The organism is Polaromonas sp., assembly GCF_012927455.1.
Classification (GTDB): Bacteria; Pseudomonadota; Gammaproteobacteria; order Burkholderiales; family Burkholderiaceae_C; genus Polaromonas.
In genome coordinates this window covers 364,377-380,857 of the sequence record NZ_JABBPE010000015.1, presented here as the reverse complement: position 1 = coordinate 380,857, position 16,481 = coordinate 364,377, and the positions used below count along the sequence as shown (strand labels likewise).

General features: G+C 60.0%; 19 protein-coding genes. 9 read left to right on the top strand and 10 right to left on the bottom strand.

Translation table 11 applies throughout. The features are described 5' to 3' along the window. Positions 1-10: 10 nt before the first annotated feature. Entirely contained in the window at positions 11-781 is a 771-nt protein-coding gene (locus HHJ18_RS13980) for an MBL fold metallo-hydrolase (protein ID WP_296916223.1), read from the top strand. A gap of 89 nt (positions 782-870) precedes the next feature. On the opposite strand, the gene HHJ18_RS13975 is transcribed toward HHJ18_RS13980, so the two are convergent. The 3 genes from HHJ18_RS13975 to HHJ18_RS13965 form a co-directional block, all read right to left on the bottom strand. Further along, a complete protein-coding gene (locus HHJ18_RS13975) occupies positions 871-1,143 on the bottom strand; it encodes a hypothetical protein (RefSeq protein WP_296916221.1) in 273 nt (90 codons plus the stop codon). Positions 1,144-1,356: 213 nt separating this feature from the next. Next, positions 1,357-1,869 carry a hypothetical protein gene (locus HHJ18_RS13970; protein ID WP_296916219.1) on the bottom strand — a complete coding sequence of 171 codons (513 nt, stop codon included), beginning with the start codon at positions 1,867-1,869 and terminating at the stop codon, positions 1,357-1,359. A 44-nt stretch (positions 1,870-1,913) separates the two neighbouring features. Beyond that, positions 1,914-3,137 carry a cupin domain-containing protein gene (locus HHJ18_RS13965; RefSeq protein WP_296916218.1) on the bottom strand — a complete coding sequence of 408 codons (1,224 nt, stop codon included), beginning with the start codon at positions 3,135-3,137 and terminating at the stop codon, positions 1,914-1,916. 14 nt (positions 3,138-3,151) lie between these two features. On the opposite strand from HHJ18_RS13965, the gene HHJ18_RS13960 reads away from it, so the two are divergent. After that, complete coding sequence (locus tag HHJ18_RS13960) at positions 3,152-3,676, top strand: peptidylprolyl isomerase (protein ID WP_296916215.1); 525 nt, start codon at positions 3,152-3,154, stop codon at positions 3,674-3,676. Positions 3,677-3,753: 77 nt separating this feature from the next. Here the strand turns inward: HHJ18_RS13960 and HHJ18_RS13955 are convergent, their stop codons facing one another. The 4 genes from HHJ18_RS13955 to coaBC form a co-directional block, all read right to left on the bottom strand. Then, positions 3,754-4,305: a glycine zipper 2TM domain-containing protein gene (locus HHJ18_RS13955; protein ID WP_296916213.1), complete on the bottom strand. Its 552-nt coding sequence runs from the start codon at positions 4,303-4,305 to the stop codon at positions 3,754-3,756. A 196-nt stretch (positions 4,306-4,501) separates the two neighbouring features. Next, positions 4,502-4,948 (bottom strand): dUTP diphosphatase, encoded by a 447-nt coding sequence (gene dut / locus HHJ18_RS13950; RefSeq protein WP_296916212.1) that lies wholly within the window; start codon positions 4,946-4,948, stop codon positions 4,502-4,504. Between the two features lie 38 nt (positions 4,949-4,986). Continuing rightward, positions 4,987-5,433, bottom strand: a complete 447-nt coding sequence (locus tag HHJ18_RS13945; protein WP_296916210.1) for a hypothetical protein — start codon at positions 5,431-5,433, stop codon at positions 4,987-4,989. Next, positions 5,430-6,725 carry a bifunctional phosphopantothenoylcysteine decarboxylase/phosphopantothenate--cysteine ligase CoaBC gene (coaBC, locus tag HHJ18_RS13940; protein WP_296916209.1) on the bottom strand — a complete coding sequence of 432 codons (1,296 nt, stop codon included), beginning with the start codon at positions 6,723-6,725 and terminating at the stop codon, positions 5,430-5,432. The genes HHJ18_RS13945 and coaBC overlap by 4 nt, the downstream gene beginning before the upstream one ends. Before the next feature lie 125 nt (positions 6,726-6,850). Between coaBC and HHJ18_RS13935 the strand changes: the two genes are divergently transcribed. From HHJ18_RS13935 to HHJ18_RS13915, 5 genes are read left to right on the top strand one after another with little or no spacing between them, the layout of a single operon-like run. Continuing rightward, positions 6,851-8,569: a CTP synthase gene (locus HHJ18_RS13935; RefSeq protein ID WP_296916207.1), complete on the top strand. Its 1,719-nt coding sequence runs from the start codon at positions 6,851-6,853 to the stop codon at positions 8,567-8,569. A 1-nt stretch (position 8,570) separates the two neighbouring features. Next, the gene (gene kdsA / locus HHJ18_RS13930) at positions 8,571-9,425 is read left to right on the top strand and encodes a 3-deoxy-8-phosphooctulonate synthase (RefSeq protein WP_296916206.1); all 855 of its coding nucleotides are present in this window, start codon (positions 8,571-8,573) and stop codon (positions 9,423-9,425) included. 17 nt (positions 9,426-9,442) lie between these two features. Continuing rightward, positions 9,443-9,745, top strand: coding sequence for a DUF1330 domain-containing protein (locus HHJ18_RS13925; protein WP_296916205.1), 303 nt, complete (start codon positions 9,443-9,445; stop codon positions 9,743-9,745). Positions 9,746-9,773: 28 nt separating this feature from the next. Beyond that, a complete protein-coding gene (gene eno, locus HHJ18_RS13920; protein ID WP_296916203.1) occupies positions 9,774-11,057 on the top strand; it encodes a phosphopyruvate hydratase in 1,284 nt (427 codons plus the stop codon). Positions 11,058-11,090: 33 nt separating this feature from the next. Then, positions 11,091-11,366, top strand: coding sequence for a septum formation initiator family protein (locus tag HHJ18_RS13915; RefSeq protein WP_296916202.1), 276 nt, complete (start codon positions 11,091-11,093; stop codon positions 11,364-11,366). A 70-nt stretch (positions 11,367-11,436) separates the two neighbouring features. Here the strand turns inward: HHJ18_RS13915 and HHJ18_RS13910 are convergent, their stop codons facing one another. Both HHJ18_RS13910 and HHJ18_RS13905 read right to left on the bottom strand, forming a co-directional pair. Beyond that, entirely contained in the window at positions 11,437-12,405 is a 969-nt protein-coding gene (locus HHJ18_RS13910; protein WP_296916200.1) for an Hsp33 family molecular chaperone HslO, read from the bottom strand. A gap of 210 nt (positions 12,406-12,615) precedes the next feature. Beyond that, a complete protein-coding gene (locus HHJ18_RS13905) occupies positions 12,616-13,140 on the bottom strand; it encodes a gamma carbonic anhydrase family protein (protein ID WP_296916199.1) in 525 nt (174 codons plus the stop codon). Positions 13,141-13,274: 134 nt separating this feature from the next. On the opposite strand from HHJ18_RS13905, the gene HHJ18_RS13900 reads away from it, so the two are divergent. Continuing rightward, positions 13,275-14,096 (top strand): ferritin-like domain-containing protein, encoded by an 822-nt coding sequence (locus tag HHJ18_RS13900; RefSeq protein ID WP_296916197.1) that lies wholly within the window; start codon positions 13,275-13,277, stop codon positions 14,094-14,096. Positions 14,097-14,203: 107 nt separating this feature from the next. Then, on the top strand, positions 14,204-15,478 hold the full coding sequence (locus HHJ18_RS13895) for a class I SAM-dependent methyltransferase (protein WP_296916196.1): 1,275 nt from the start codon (positions 14,204-14,206) through the stop codon (positions 15,476-15,478). A 35-nt stretch (positions 15,479-15,513) separates the two neighbouring features. Here the strand turns inward: HHJ18_RS13895 and xerD are convergent, their stop codons facing one another. Then, positions 15,514-16,416: a site-specific tyrosine recombinase XerD gene (gene xerD / locus HHJ18_RS13890; protein WP_296916194.1), complete on the bottom strand. Its 903-nt coding sequence runs from the start codon at positions 16,414-16,416 to the stop codon at positions 15,514-15,516. Between the last annotated feature and the right edge of the window lie 65 nt (positions 16,417-16,481).

Genomic DNA, 16,481 nt, shown 5'->3' with positions numbered 1-16,481 from the left:
TTTTACTGCCATGCTGAGGTTTAAAAGCCTGGGCAGCGGCAGCACTGGCAATGCCACGCTGGTTGAAGCTGGCGGCCTGGTGCCGTTTCGGCTGCTCATTGACTGCGGTTTGGGCGTGAAGCAGCTGACCCGTCGCCTCGGTGAAGCCGGGCTGCAGCCTGAAGACATCCACGCGGTTTTCATCACCCACGAACATAGCGACCATATCGGCTGCGCCCTTTCGCTGGCCTTGCGCTACCGCATTCCGGTGTGGATGAGCCGCGGCACTTATGAAGGCATAGGCTCGCCCGACTTCGACGGCCTGCTCCATATCGCCCGCGACAGCCACGCGATTGACCTGGGCGGCTTGCAGATCATGCCTTTCACGGTTCCACACGATGCGCGCGAACCCTTGCAGCTGACCTGCACGGACGGCGCGACCAAGCTTGGCGTGCTGACCGACCTGGGCCATGCCACGGCGCACTTGTTGGCCCATCTGGCGCTCTGTGACGCCCTGTTGCTGGAATGCAACCACGACAGCGAACTGCTGGCCCAGTCAAGCTACCCACCGTTTCTCAAGCGGCGCGTCGGTGGGCTGTACGGCCATTTATCCAACAGCGCTGCGGGCGCGATTGCCGGCTCGATTTTGCACGGCAGACTCAAGCATCTGGTGGCGGCGCATTTAAGCCAGCAGAACAACCGTCCGGAACTGGCGCATCAAGCCATGTCGAATGCACTGGGAGGCGCAACCGAATTGGTGATTGCCGACGCGGCTTGCGGCACGCGCTGGCTGACCATTTAAGCTCGTCCTGTGTCTGTTTGCGATGTTGCGGAGCAGCATACAGACATAAAAAAGCCGCCCGAAGGCGGCTTTAAGCCAAACAGAAGAAATTACTTCTTCATTGCGTCTTGGGCAGCGCTGGCAGCTTGGGCAGCTGCGTCAGCGGCGCTGGTTGCGGCACCGGCGGCGGCGCCAGCAGCAGAAGCTGAACCGGCGGCATCGGAAGCAGAACCAGCAGCGGCAGAAGCCTCAGGCGCTGGTGCAACCACGACAGGTGCGGGGGTCACGACGACGGGCGCTGGAGCAGCGGCTTCTTCTTTTTTACCGCAGGCAGCCAGGGCAACAGCAGCAACAATAGCTGCCAAAACGAGTGACTTGTTCATTTTTAACGATCCTTGATGAATTAAGAAAACAATTTCCGGAAATTGTCAAAAGAAAACCCAAACCAAAATTCAAGTTATGTTCTGACTGGGGAAAGGACTCGAGCTCTTTCTACCCAGCCTTAAATTATATGCCGGTTAAACCACCCCTGAAAACCCTTGGTAAGCAAAAAATGGCATAAGGCGGCTGCCACTCCAAAAAAACCACACGCTGACTCAAAGACCCAAAGTGCTCGCGGCAAACGCGGGCGAGCTTCGCAATAGCTGTTCTTTTAGGCGTTCCTTCAATTCGACGCGCCGGGCGACCCCAGAACCTGCCAGTCCCGTACAACGCTGCAGGTCCCGCCGTTCAAAGACCCAGCCCGGGCTCCACAGCGCACTGGACATGTCGTCCGCCGCAGTAGCAGCACTTGCCCGGCATTCAACAATGTGCGCCCACGTTTGCCGCCAGGTTACGAAGCGCGCATGCCTTCGCTGCAAGTCAACGAAGCTTTTCGCGAGGATAGTCAATTTGCGACCGCTTTTTGACCAGGCGTTCAAGGACTGCGTCACTGCCCGCTCGCCCAACGGCCAATCTTCAAAATTGGCATCGCACAGAATGATTTCACGCCAGCCCTGCGCGGCCGCCGCTGCAAAAGCTTGACGGACCAAATCGGTGAACTCGCTGCGGCCGGTGAAACAGCCTTCCCGCAAGGAAACAGGCGAAGCGGGTGATATCTTGTCGTCCATCGGGTGGTTTCCTTGGAATTTTTTTGGAGGCAACAGCAATCACTTTAGTGGTCTGCACCCGGCAGCACTTTCGCCAGCCAACCCGCGTCGTGCCAATCGGCCAGCAGCGCGATAGCGGATGCGCTGGCCTTGCGCAACTCACGCGCCGAAAGAGCGCGCTGGTCTGCCAGCCGGTGCATCAGCGTGGCGTCGGCGCCTTTGCCGCGGTAGCTCTCACCATTGATGAACACATGCGCACGGTCATACATCATGCGGGTACGCGGATCGAGTTGAATACTGCTCTGTCCTGTTGTCGCAAGATCGGCGTGCCAGGCTTGCAGGGGCGCCTCAAACCAGACGGTGGGTTTGGGTCCAGTCATGTACTCGCCCAAGGCGCAGCCTATCGCCAGCGGATCTTTTAGTGCCTCACGCACAGCCTGCTCTGCAAACGCTGCCAACGCAGCGGGCAAGGCCGCTGGCGTCGCCGTTGCACTTTCGCCAGGATCGCGGTACGCGCGGGGCAGGCCACCGGCCCGGCCACTCGCTTCAGTTGGCGCGGCTTCTTCCTCATCCTCGGTGAACTCGGCCAGGCGGCGCAGCATTTCGACGGCCAGTTCGCTACGGCCCGGCGCCCGAAAGCCAATGGAATAAGTCATGCACTCGGCGGCCTTGTCGTCGTTGCCCAAGGCAGCTTCGGCGATACCATCATGCGCATAACGAGGCGGCAGGTAGAGCATGTCGCCCGCTTCCAGCACAAACTCTTCCTCGGGCTCGAAGTTTTGCAAAATCTTAAGCGGAACGCCAGGCTGCAGGGCAAGATCTCTTTGTCGCCCGATCTTCCAGCGCCTGCGGCCACTGGCCTGCAGCAGAAAAACATCGTAACTGTCAAAGTGCGGCCCCACGCCACCGCCTGTCGTGGCAAACGAGATCATCAGGTCATCAAGGCGCGCATCGGCCACAAAACGAAACTGCTGCAGCAAAGCGTGGGCGCCCGCATCGTGCGTGTCGACCCCCTGCACCAGCAGGGTCCAGCCCTGCTGGTTAAGCGGCGGCAGGCCACGGGGTGCAAAAGGCCCCTGCTTCATGCGCCAGCCCTTAGTCTGCTGAACAATCAACCTGGACTCGACCTGCTCGCGCCCGGCCAGCTTAAACAGCGCGGCGCGGCTTAACAAAGGCTGGAACCCGGGGATGGCCTGGCGCACCAAAAGCGGCTTTTTTTGCCAGTATCGACGCATGAATTGTGCGGGGCTTAGCCCTGCCAGAAGGTCTAGAGATTGGTTTACATCCATGGGACAATTGTCTGATGAAAATCACCCTGCAATGCGTCGTCGCCCTGACATGGACGCTGAAAGACACCCTGGGCGATGTGCTCGACGAATTAGACCAACCGGTGGAATTTTTGCTTGGAGGCGATGACTTGCTCGCCAAGATTGAAGAAGCCCTGCAAGGCCACGAGGCTAAAGACCAGCTCGAACTGCACCTGGAGCCAGAAAGCGCTTTCGGTGACTACGATGAAAACCTGGTATTTCTTGAGCCCCGCGGCCTTTTTCCGGCAGAGCTGGAAGAGGGCATGAGCTTTGATGGCGCGGCATTGCCGGCCGGAACCAGCGGACCCATTCCGCCTGACCACCTTTACACCGTCTCGGAAATTTATCCGGAGCATGTAGTGCTTGACGGCAACCACCCGCTGGCTGGCATTGCATTGCGTCTGGCCATCAAGGTCGAATCCGTTCGCGAAGCCACCGAGGCGGAAGTTGGCGAGGGCTCGCTCGGCGCCGGCTTCTTCAAGCTCGCGCCGCTGGCGCCTGGCAACGACACACTGCATTGAGAAAACGGAATTCGTTCAGCCCAAAAAAGCGGCGTGGCAGAAAGACTGCCACGCCGCTTTTTGGATTTTGGAGCTGATTAATTGCGAAACAGCTGCCCGTTCTCAATTCTCACGCGTTCGCCAACGCGCAGGTCGCCTGACGATGACAGGTCGTAGGCCCGTACGCCGCCACGCTCAAGCTGCACAGAAACCCGATAGGTTTGGCGAACACCGGCATTACGGTTTTTCTCGATGGCATTGCCAGCCACCGCACCACCGACTGCGCCGGCCACGGTAGCCACATCTTTTCCGGTACCGCCGCCGATCTGTCGGCCAACCACCGCGCCGGCCACGCCGCCCAGTACCGCGCCTAGTCCGGTACCCTGACCTTGTTCCTGATTCTGGAACACTTCCACATTGGTCACGCGGCCGTATTCAACATAGTTGCCTTGTTGATTTTGCCCGGGGTATTGGCTTTGATTAGGATATTGGCTAGGGTATTGGCTCTGAGCCGGATATGGATTCTGGTTAGGGTACTGAGATGAGGGATAGGGAGCCTGGGAGTCCATTGGCACCGAACCGCAGGCGACCAGGCCGAGTAACACAAACAATGAAGAAGCAGCTGTAAGAAAGCGGGTAGCTTGGCGCATGGAAATCTCCAGTTAATAAAATATCAGGCCTTGGCGCATCTAATTCACTTTAATGAAAATATGTATGCCCTAAAACAAGCCTAATTAAAGGCCGATTTTTCCAGTTCCTGGGTGATGCTCTGTGCTGTCGCTGCGTGGGAAGCTGCAGCCGGCTGCTGTAGGACAAAGCTGACCCGTGACCCGAGGGCAGGCGACCTCACGCCTTACCGGTAGATCCATAACCGCCCTCGCCTCGCTCACTGACGGGAAACTCGGCGACCACATTGAATTGCGCCTGCACCACCGGCACGATTACCAGCTGTGCAATGCGCTCCATCGGCTCAATTGTGAAAGGCACATCACTGCGGTTCCAGGCGCTGACCAGCAGCTGTCCCTGGTAGTCGCTGTCGATGAGGCCCACCAAGTTGCCCAGCACGATGCCGTGTTTGTGGCCAAGCCCAGAGCGCGGCAAGATCAGTGCGGCGTAACCGGAGTCACATAGATGGATCGCGATGCCCGTGGGCACCAGCTGCCAGGCATTGGCTCCCAGCGTGAGCGGCGCATCGAGGCAGGCGCGCAGATCGAGGCCAGCACTGCCAGGCGTGGCGTAGTTCGGCAGATTGTTTTGCAGGCGTGAATCCAGTATCTTGAGGTCGATTTTCATGGCTTGTTTTTATGCTGAGGTGGCTGGGATGGCTTAAGTTACTGGGCTATTTTTGTTTTTTCGGCGGCGCGTCTGGCCAACTCGCTCAGACGTTCTACCAGCGGGTTTACATCAGATGCTCCGGCGCTGATGGCCGCCGCACGGCTGACCCAAAAAATGACCCAAACCGCATACACCATCAGGGCGGGGATAAACAACTGGCTGGCAGCCGGCACCAGTTTGGCAAATGCCTGCGTGGCTATCCACAAAGCGACTACCCACTTGACGTGCGTCCAGAACGACATGCCGTGCAGCGGCGCCTGCGCCGCCTGTGCCGCCCTGATGGAGGGCTGGCCGGAGCTTGCCGCAAACGACGTACTGCCTGGGCCAGCCTCCCTGGGCATGAACAGGTCTTCGCGCACGGCAGGCACTGCCGTGCTGCCGGTCAAACGCTCCACGTAGCGCACGAAATCGCCATCAGGCGGGGTGTTCGAAGCATGCATCATGAGGCGCTCACTTTCCCGCTGGTGCTGAGCTGCGCGGGCGTGCGAGCCCCCATCCGGGTCGCAATCTCCTGCACCAGCCGCCGCGCCAAGACCAGCTTGGACGCTCTCGGCAATTCGGTACTGCCCCGCTCGTCCAGCAGCAGCAGCGCGTTGTAGTCCTGGCCAAAGGTGTCGGGCCCGATGTTGCCGACCAGCAGCGGCACTTTTTTGCGCAACCTCTTGGCCTGGGCGTTTTCCAGCAGATCGTGGCTTTCTGCCGCAAAACCCACGCAAAACAGTGCGCCGGCCTGCGCGGCCGCGGACTGGGCAAGCGTGGCCAGGATGTCCACGTTTTCGGAAAACTCCAGTTGCGGCGCCTGACCGGAGCCATCTTTCTTGATCTTGTGGGCCGACGGCGCCGCTGGGCGCCAATCGGCGACGGCTGCCGTTGCTATAAAAATAGTAGCTGTCTGCGCCCGCTCCATAACGGCTTCAAGCATATTTAATGCTGATTTCACATCAGCACGGGTGACCCCGCGCGGCGTGGGCAGGCTCACCGGGCCGGCGACCAATGTGACCTCCGCACCCGCCTCCCGCGCCGCCCGCGCAATGGCAAAACCCATTTTTCCGCTCGATAAATTGGTGATGCCGCGCACCGGATCAATCGCCTCATAAGTCGGGCCGGCCGTTATCAGCACCTGTTGGCCCGCCAGCACCTTGGGCGCAAAGAACGCGATGATGTCTTCAAGCAGTTGCTCGGGCTCCAGCATGCGGCCGTCACCGGTTTCCCCGCAGGCCTGAAAGCCATTGCCCACGCCCAGCACGGTAGCCCCGTCGGCCTCAAGCTGAACGAAGTTGCGCTGCGTGGCTGGGTGGGCGTACATCTCGCGGTTCATCGCCGGCGCCACCAGCAGCGCCACCTTGCCGATGGGGCGGGCCAGGCACATCAAGCTGAGCAGGTCATCGGCACGGCCATGCAGCAGTTTGGCCATGAAGTCGGCGCTGCAAGGTGCAATCACGAGCGCGTCGGCCTCGCGCGACAGGTTGATGTGCGCCATGGTGTTGGGTTCACGGCTGTCCCACTGGCTGGTGTACACCGGTCGGCCACTAAGCGCCTGCATGGTCACCGGCGTTATAAACTGCGCGGCCGCCTCGGTCATCACCACCTGCACGGTGGCGCCCGCTTTAATCAGGGCCCGGCACAACTCGGCCGCCTTGTAACAGGCGATGCCGCCCGTGAGGCCCAGCACCAGATGTTTGCCGGCCAGTTCCAGCGCTTCACTTTCACCTGTGGCATTTGCTTGATTCGTCATGTTTTGCAATGTAGCAGCAAAGGTCAAGAGCCCACCAAGCTGGTCACTTCGTGAGCCTGCGGCGCTTTGCTCAACCCTTATAATCTCCGTTTACCACCTCAGCGAACTTGCGGTTCGTATCTGACATGACCAAATTTGTCTTCGTCACCGGCGGTGTGGTGTCTTCCCTGGGCAAGGGAATCGCCTCAGCCTCCCTAGCTGCGATCCTTGAGTCGCGAGGCCTCAAAGTCACGTTAATCAAGCTCGACCCCTACATCAATGTGGATCCGGGCACCATGTCGCCGTTTCAGCACGGAGAGGTGTTTGTGACCGAAGACGGGGCAGAAACCGATCTGGATTTGGGCCACTACGAGCGTTTCATTGAAACGCGCATGCGCAAGTCCAACAACTTCACCACCGGCCAGATTTACAAAAGCGTGCTCGAAAAAGAGCGCCGCGGCGACTACCTGGGCAAGACAGTGCAGGTGATCCCGCATGTCACCAATGAAATCCAGGATTTCATCAAGCGCGGTGCGCGCTACGACACGCCTGAAGCGGTCGATGTGGCGATTGTTGAAATTGGCGGCACCGTTGGCGACATTGAATCACTGCCCTTCCTGGAGGCGGTGCGTCAGATGAGCCTGCGCATGGGCGCCAACAACACGGCCTTTGTCCACCTGAGCTATGTGCCCTGGATTGCTGCGGCCGGTGAACTCAAGACCAAACCTACCCAGCACACGGCCAAGCAGCTGCGTGAAATCGGCATTCAGGCTGACGTGCTGCTATGTCGCGCAGACCGCCGCATTCCGGCCGAAGAGCGCGAAAAAATCTCACTGTTCTCCAATGTGCCCGAGTGGGGCGTGATATCGATGTGGGACGTCGACACCATTTACAAGGTGCCGCGCATGCTGCACGAGCAGGGCCTCGATGGCCTGATCTGCGACAAGCTGCGCCTGAACACGCCGCCGGCAAATCTCAAGCGCTGGGACGATCTGGTGTACGAAACCGAGCACCCGGCAACTGAGGTCAGCATTGCCATGGTCGGCAAGTATGTGGACCTGAGCGACAGCTACAAATCCCTTAACGAGGCCTTACGCCACGCCGGCATGAAAAACCATGCCAAGGTTGTCATTGAGTACATTGACTCTGAATCCATCACGCCCGAAAACGTCTCCCGACTCGCCCAATTTGACGGTATTCTGGTGCCCGGTGGCTTTGGCATACGCGGCGTTGAAGGCAAAATTTGCGCCGCCCGCTTTGCCCGTGAAAACAAGATACCCTACCTCGGCATCTGCCTCGGAATGCAGGTAGCCACCATAGAGTTCGCACGCCATGTCTCCGGCCTGAAAGACGCCAACAGCACCGAGTTTGATCCGGCCACCCCGCATCCGGTGATTGCACTGATCACTGAATGGAAGGATGCTGACGGCACCATCAAGACGCGCGATGCCCAATCCGATCTGGGCGGCACCATGCGGCTGGGCGCGCAGAGCTCGGATGTCGCCAAAGGCACGTTGGCCCACAAGATTTATGGCGATGTGGTGACTGAACGTCACCGCCACCGTTATGAAGCCAACGTCAATTACCTCGATGCCTTGCGCAAATCCGGCTTGGTGGTCTCAGCCTTGACCCAGCGTGAACATCTGACGGAAATTGTTGAGCTGCCGCAGGACGTTCACCCCTGGTTCATGGGCGTGCAGTTCCACCCTGAATTCAAATCCACCCCGTGGAACGGTCATCCGCTGTTCAACGCCTACATCGCTGCGGCGCTTGCGCAGCGTGCCAGTTCTACGCTGGCAGCTTCCGCAACTCAGCCGGGTCAGGATCAAAAATCCGCCGTAAAGCCGCTGAAGGCAGTGGCCTGATATGAAGCTTTGTGGTTTTGATGTCGGCCTGAACCTGCCTTTTTTCCTGATCGCCGGGCCCTGCGTGATTGAATCCGAGCAGTTGCAGATGGACACGGCGGGCACGCTGAAAGAAATCACTTCGGCGCTCGGCATTCCATTCATCTTCAAAAGCAGTTTTGACAAGGCCAATCGTTCCTCGGGCAGCACGTTTCGCGGACCCGGCATCGACAAAGGCCTGGAAATTCTGGCTAAGGTCAAACATGATCTGGCACTGCCGGTGTTGACCGACATTCATGACGAGTCGCAAATTGCCCAGGTCGCCAGCGTGGTCGACGTGTTGCAGACGCCGGCTTTTTTGTGCCGCCAGACCGACTTCATCCGAGCCGTGGCGCAATCGGGCAAGCCGGTCAATATAAAAAAAGGCCAGTTTTTGGCGCCGGGCGACATGAAAAACGTTATCGACAAGGCGCGCGCCGCGGCTCGCGAAAAGGGCCTGGACGAAGACCGCTTCATGGCCTGCGAGCGTGGCGCGAGTTTTGGCTACAACAATCTGGTGTCAGATATGCGCAGCCTGGCAATCATGCGCGAAACCCATGCACCCGTGGTGTTCGATGCCACCCACTCGGTGCAGCTGCCTGGCGGCAACGGCACCAGCAGCGGCGGCCAGCGTGAAATGGTGCCGGTGCTGGCGCGGGCTGCCGTGGCGGTCGGTATTGCCGGCATCTTCATGGAAACGCATCCCGACCCCGCCAAAGCCATGAGCGACGGCCCCAACGCGGTGCCACTCAAGCACATGAAAGCACTGCTGGAGACTCTCCTGGCGCTAGACCGCGTGACCAAGAAAAACGGTTTTCTTGAAAACGATTTCAATTGAACGCACGCGAGAACACCATGCCCGCCTACATCATTGTTGACATGCAGATATCCGATAGTGAGCAGTACAAGCAGTACATGGCCGCAGCGCCCGCCGCCGTCGCAGCAGCAGGCGGCGAGTACCTGGTGCGCGGAGGCCGCTTTGAGACGCTGGAAGGCCAGTGGCAGCCAAGCCGCATCGCCATGCTGAGATTTCCGAGTTACGAGACGGCCAAAGCCTTTTACGATGGCGAGATGTACCGCGCAGCGCGGGCCAAACGCCAAGGAGCAACCGAATTTTTTAACATGGTTTTGGTCGAGGGCGTAGCCGCTCCGGTCTGACACATCCTTCTACTTCCCAAGGAAAATAATGAGCGCAATTGTTGATATCGTCGGCCGCGAAATTCTCGACAGCCGGGGCAATCCCACCGTGGAATGCGACGTGCTGCTGGAGTCGGGCGTCATGGGCCGCGCGGCGGTGCCTTCGGGCGCGTCCACCGGTTCGCGCGAGGCCATCGAATTGCGCGACGGCGACAAATCGCGCTACCTTGGCAAAGGCGTTCTCAAGGCCGTTGAACATATCAACACCGAAATCTCTGAAGCCGTGCTCGGCCTCGACGCCAGCGAACAGGCCTTTCTGGACCGCACGCTGATTGACCTGGACGGCACCGACAACAAATCGCGCCTGGGCGCCAACGCCACTCTGGCCGTCAGCATGGCCGTGGCGCGCGCAGCGGCTGAAGAAGCCGGCCTGCCTCTGTACCGCTACTTTGGCGGCAGCGGCGCCATGCAAATGCCAGTGCCCATGATGAATGTGGTCAACGGCGGCGCCCACGCCAACAACAACCTGGACCTGCAAGAGTTCATGATCATCCCGGTCGGCGCACCGAGCTTTCGCGAAGCCGTGCGTTACGGTGTCGAAGTTTTTCATGCGCTTAAGACCATCCTGCACGACAAGGGCATGAGTACCGCCGTCGGCGACGAAGGCGGCTTTGCGCCCAGCGTCGCCAATCATGAAGCGGCCATTCAGCTGATTCTGGAAGCGATTGACAAGGCCGGCTTTGTGGCGGGCGGGCAGATTGCACTGGGCCTCGATTGCGCGGCCTCCGAGTTTTACAAGGACGGCAAGTACGTGCTGGCCGGCGAAGGTCTGAGCCTGGACGCCACCGAATGGACCAACATGCTGGCGACCTGGGTTGACAAATACCCCATCATCAGCATTGAAGACGGCATGGCTGAAGGTGACTGGGATGGCTGGAAGCTGCTGACCGACCGCCTCGGAAAAACGGTGCAAATCGTCGGCGACGACCTGTTTGTCACCAACACCAAAATATTGAAAGAAGGCATCGACAAAGGCATTGCCAACTCGATACTGATCAAGATCAACCAGATCGGCACCCTGACCGAGACCTTTGCCGCCATCGAGATGGCCAAGCGCGCCGGTTACACCGCCGTCATCAGCCACCGCTCGGGCGAAACCGAAGACTCGACCATTGCCGACATCGCAGTCGGCACCAATGCCGGCCAGATCAAGACCGGCTCGCTCTCGCGCTCTGACCGCACCGCCAAATACAACCAGTTGTTGCGCATCGAAGAAGACCTCGGCGAAATCGCGACCTACCCCGGCCGCGCCGCCTTCTACAACCTGCGCTAAACCTTAGATCAGCGCACCTTTTTGGCCAGCCCCGTGGGAAATCGCCTCATCCCCGCTATCCTGATTGCGTTGCTGGTGCTATTTCACGCGCAGCTCTGGATCGGCCGGGGCAGCATTCCGAGCGTGCGTGAGATGCAGCAAAGGCTGGACGAGCAACTGGTGAAAAATGCGCAGGCTCAGCTGGGCAATGACCAACTGGCAGCCGAAGTCAAGGATTTGAAGGAAGGCCTGCAAATCGTCGAAGAAAAGGCCAGAGGTGAACTGGGCATGGTCAAGCCCAATGAAATCTTCGTGCAGATCAGCCCTTAAGGGATTTGATCAGAGACTTGATCAGCGACCTGTTAAGCCGCTGGAACGCGGCTCATCTCACTTATTCGCTTTATTGCACCGTTGAACTGGGCGGTGGCTGCCGGCTCTGGCTGGTAAAAATCTGCGCCGCATCGACCGGGTCAAACGCATACTGCGCGCCGCAAAACTCGCAACCCACGTCCACCTTGCCGCGTTCGGCAATGATGCTTTCAATTTCTGCCGTGCCCAGGCCGCGCAGCATGTTGCCCACACGCTCACGCGAGCAGCTGCAGGCAAAACTGGGCTTGAGCGGCTCAAAGCGCGTTAGCGGCTCTTGCCAGAACAGACGGCGCAAAATCGTGTCGGTGTCCAGGCTTAACAACTCTTCGCGCTTCAAGGTGCCGGCCAGCATGGCGATGCGCTTGTAGTCCTCATTCACGCCAATTTCGTCTTCATTGGCGTCCCGGTCCAGCTGGCCCTGCAAATTGCCCTGCCCCTTGACCGGCAGGCGCTGGATCAGCAGGCCCGCAGCAACATTCCCGTCGGCAGCCAGAATCAGCTTGGTATCGAGTTGCTCGCTTTGCAGCATGTAGTGCTCAAGCACCTCGCCAAGTTTTTCTATTTTTTCGTGCTGGTCGCCAAACAGCGGCACCACGCCCTGGTAAGACTGCTGCCCAGGCAACTTGTCTTTCGGGTCCAGCGTGATGGCGCAACGCCCCTGGTTGCCAACATTGACCAGTTGGCTCAGCGAACTGCCGGCGTCGACGCTGCCCGTCACCGTCGCGGTCGCGCGCAGGCTCAGATCGGGCTGCACTTCGGCCACGGCAAGCTTGACTGGACCATCGCCAAAAATCTGCAGAATCAACGCACCATTGAAGCTAATACTGCTTTGCATCAGCGCAGCGGCCGCCGTCATTTCACCCAGCAGGTGCATGACCTCAACCGGATAGGCGCCGGCAACGCGACGGCGCTCAAGAATTTCCTGCCAGGAACCGGTCAGGCGCACCAGCATGCCGCGCACCGGCAAGCCATCGAAGATAAATTTATGAAGTTCAGACATCACGAGCCCCCACGCTTTTCGCTTCGCGTAATACGCTGCCCCCCGAGGGGGCGCTGCGCCTGCGGCCCGGCAAAGCCGGTTCCGCGGCCCCTGCTTGCGAATGCGGGAGCGATGCAGCGCGAAGTCCGACCTTCGCGCTTGTGGCCCCTGCTGGTTTATGTGTGCTTTGAAAAGGCTGTAGGTTCGAGGTGGTCATGCTGTTGGTGTCGCTCAGGCCAGTTTTTTGAGCCCGCTCCTATAGCGCCGGGCATTCTCTATATAGTGGTCCGAGATCATTTTTAAACCCTCAATCTGTTCGGCCGAAAGTTGCCGCACCGCCTTGGCCGGGCTGCCAAAGATCATCGAGTTATCCGCAAACTCCTTGCCCTCGGTGATCAGCGAGCCCGCGCCCACCAGGCAATTCTTGCCAATTTTGGCGCCGTTAAGTATCACCGCCTGAATGCCGATCAGGGAGCCATCGCCAATGGTGCAGCCATGCAGCATGACCTGATGGCCTATCGAGACATTGTCGCCAATGGTCAAAGGCACGCCGTGGTCGGCATGCAAAACACTGTTGTCCTGGATGTTGGTGCCCCGGCCCACGCTGATGGCGTCCATGTCGCCGCGTATCACCACCCCGAACCAGACACTGCTGTCTTGCGCAAGCCGGACATTGCCCAGGACCTGCGCGCTGTCCGCCACCCAAGCGGTTTCATGGATGGCAGGGGTCAAATCGTCCAGTTGATAAATGGCCATGGGTGTCCTTGATTCAAGAAATTAGGGTTTGGGCAGGAAGGTGGCTGGCGAATCTCCGATTGTAAGGAAGCGCCTGTTCCGCTGTTTGTCAGCGGGTTGCCAGCGCGCCCGGCTCAATCGCAGACAATTCAGCCATGACGGCCACCCCACCCTCCGCCGAACTGCGCCAGCGCGCCCTGCAGGCGCTACTGGAGCCAAATCCACTACAAAAAGTGCTTCTAGCCCAGTATCTATGGGCGCAAGAAGCTACTATTTTGATAGCACCCCAGCTGCATCTGGTGGCACCCGCTGGCCTACCCGGCTGCCCGGCGCGGCCGCAATTGCGCTCGCACCTGGACCTCCCCAAGCGCTCGCCCTTCACGCCCGAAGGCTTGGCCGCCCTGCTGCACGCGGTGACGCACATCGAGTTCAATGCGATCAACCTGGCGCTGGACGCGGTCTGGCGCTTCGCCGGCATGCCGCCTGCCTACTACCTGGACTGGCTGAAAGTGGCTGCCGAAGAGGCCAGGCACTTCAGTTTATTGCGCGCCGAGCTGCAAAGCATGGGCTACGACTACGGCGACTTTGCGGCCCACACCGGCTTGTGGGACATGACGCAGAAAACCGAAGGCGACTTGCTGGCACGCATGGCGCTGGTGCCGCGCACGCTGGAGGCCAGGGGCCTGGACGCGACGCCGCCCATGCAGGCCAAACTGCGCAAGGTAGGAACGCACCATGCGCTGCGTGCGGTGGCGATTCTGGACATCATCCTGCGTGACGAAATTGGCCATGTCGCCATTGGCAACCACTGGTACCGCCTGCTGTGCGCCCAGCGCGCGCTGGACCCGCTGGCCACTTATGCAAAGCTGGCCCAACAATACGGCGCACCGCGGCTGAAGGGCCCACTGAACCTGCAAGCGCGCCGCCTGGCCGGCTTTGACGAAGCCGAGTTGGCGCTGCTGGGCGCTGACGCCTAAAGCTCCGGGTTTAATCCGGCTTTGGCCATATGAGGGGGCACTGGCGAAAATGGTTAACGGGCGCTAGACTGTAAAATAAAAAGCAGTCACCGAAAAGGAGTTTGCCCATGATCCGGCACCTGGTTTCCGACACGGCACTGCGCCCGCCGCAATTGCCCTCGGACATCGCATTGCAGCTGCCACACGGCCAGCTGTTGGGTGCCGCCAACGCCCGCGTCAAGCTGTCGTTTTCCAACTGGTCCAGTATTGCCCGCCTCAAGGCTGGCCAGATTGGCGCCCTGGCGGAAGACTACGTGGAGGGCACGCTGCAACTTGAAGGCGCCATGCGCGACGTGATGCGCGCGGTCACCAAGCTGCTGCAAGGCAACCCGGTGGAAAGCGGCACGAGCAAGTGGCCTGGCTGGCTGCGGCGGCTCAAATCGCTGACAGCCCACACACCGGCAAAAGACGCGGCGCAAGTGCAGTTCCATTACGACGTGTCAGACGCCTTTTACGCGCTGTGGCTGGACCCGCGCCGGGTCTATTCTTGCGCTTATTACCGCGACTTTGCCGACCCGCCGATGACGCTGGCGCGTGCCCAGGAGGCCAAGCTGGACCATATCTGCCGCAAGCTGATGCTTCAGCCGGGCGAGCGCTTTCTGGACATTGGCGCTGGCTGGGGGGCGCTGCTGCTGTGGGCGGCCGAGCATTACGGCGTGAATGCCACCGGCATCACGCTGTCGAAGAACCAGCACGCGCATGTGCAACGTCTGATTGCGCAAAAAGGCCTGGCTCAGCGCGTGCGCATCGAGCTGCGCGACTACCGCGACCTGGCCGAGGACCAGCCTTTCGACAAAATCTCTTCAATCGGCATGTTTGAGCATGTAGGCCAAGCCAACATGAGCGCCTACTTCGGCAAAATCATGCGCTTGCTGGCGCCCGGCGGTCTGGTCCTGAACCACGGCATTACCGCGGGTGGGCTTGAAAACCGGCAGCTCGGCGCGGGCCTAGGCGACTTCATCAGCAAATACATCTTTCCGGGCGGCGAGTTGCTGCATATCAGCGCCGTGCTGGCGCATCTGGCGCGCGCCGGGCTGGAAATGGTCGACACCGAGAACCTGCGTCCGCACTATGCGCGCACGCTCTGGGACTGGTCAGATGCGCTGGAGGCCCAGTTGGCCGAGGCGCGCCAGTTGCTGGCCGCCGATGGCGGCGCCGCGCGGGCGGAAAAAACCCTGCGCGCTTACCGCTTGTACCTGGCGGGCAGCGCCATGAGCTTTGAGGAGGGCTGGATCTCGCTGCACCAGTTGCTGGCGGCCCGGCCTTCAGGCGATGTGCGAAATGCAGCGATCAAAGGCGCCCAGTCGGTCTACCCCTTCAGCCGGGACTACATGTACCGCTGAAGTAGTGCCGGGCTTTTCAGGCCGGGGCAAGCGAGTTAGCCGCGCGGATGGTGCTGCGCGTGCAGCGTCTTCAACCGTTCACGGGCGACATGGGTGTAAATTGTGGTGGTCGAAATATCGGCATGGCCCAGCAGCATTTGCACGGCGCGCAAGTCAGCTCCGTGGTTCAGCAAATGGGTGGCAAACGCATGGCGCAGGGTGTGCGGCGACAAGGGCGAGGTGATGCCGGCCAGCGCTGCGTACTTTTTCACCAGTATCCAGAACATCACCCGGCTCATGCCGCAGCCCCGCGCGGTAACAAACAGGTCTTCGGTCTGCTGGCCTTTCAGGATGTCCGGCCGCGCCTCGGCCAGGTAGACATTGATCCATTGCCGCGCCACTTGGCCGAAAGGCACCAGCCGCTCTTTATTGCCCTTGCCCATGACGCGCAGCACGCCTTCATTCAGCCCCAGGTGAAAAGTCTTGAGCCCGACCAGTTCGCTGACGCGCAGGCCGCTGGCGTACATCAACTCCAGCATGGCGCGGTCGCGCTGCCCGAGCGCCGTATCTTCAGCGGGCGCTGCCAGCAAACGCTCCACCTGCGCCTCGCTCATGAGCTTGGGCACGCGCAAGGCCTGTTTGGCCGATTGAAGTTTCAGCGTCGGGTCTGCCGTCGTGATGCGTTCGCGCAGCGCCCAGCGAAAGTAACGCTTGAACACCGTCAGCCGCCGGTTGGCAGAGGTAGCCTTGGTGCTGGCATGCTTGACCGAAAAGTAGCTGGCCAGATCGCTCTCGCCGGTGTCGTCAAGCGGGCGGCCGCCCTGCTCTTTGGCGCCCAGCCAGGCCGCGTACAACGACAGGTCGCGCCGGTAGGCTTCCAGCGTGTTGTTGGACAGACCGTCTTCTAGCCACAGGGCATCTATGAAGGAATCGATGCTGGACTGGCTTTGTGCTTGCATGGCTTGGACGATAACAAAAAAGGCAATGCGGCATGGGTCACGGTGAGCATGGGTTCCCGAGTCGG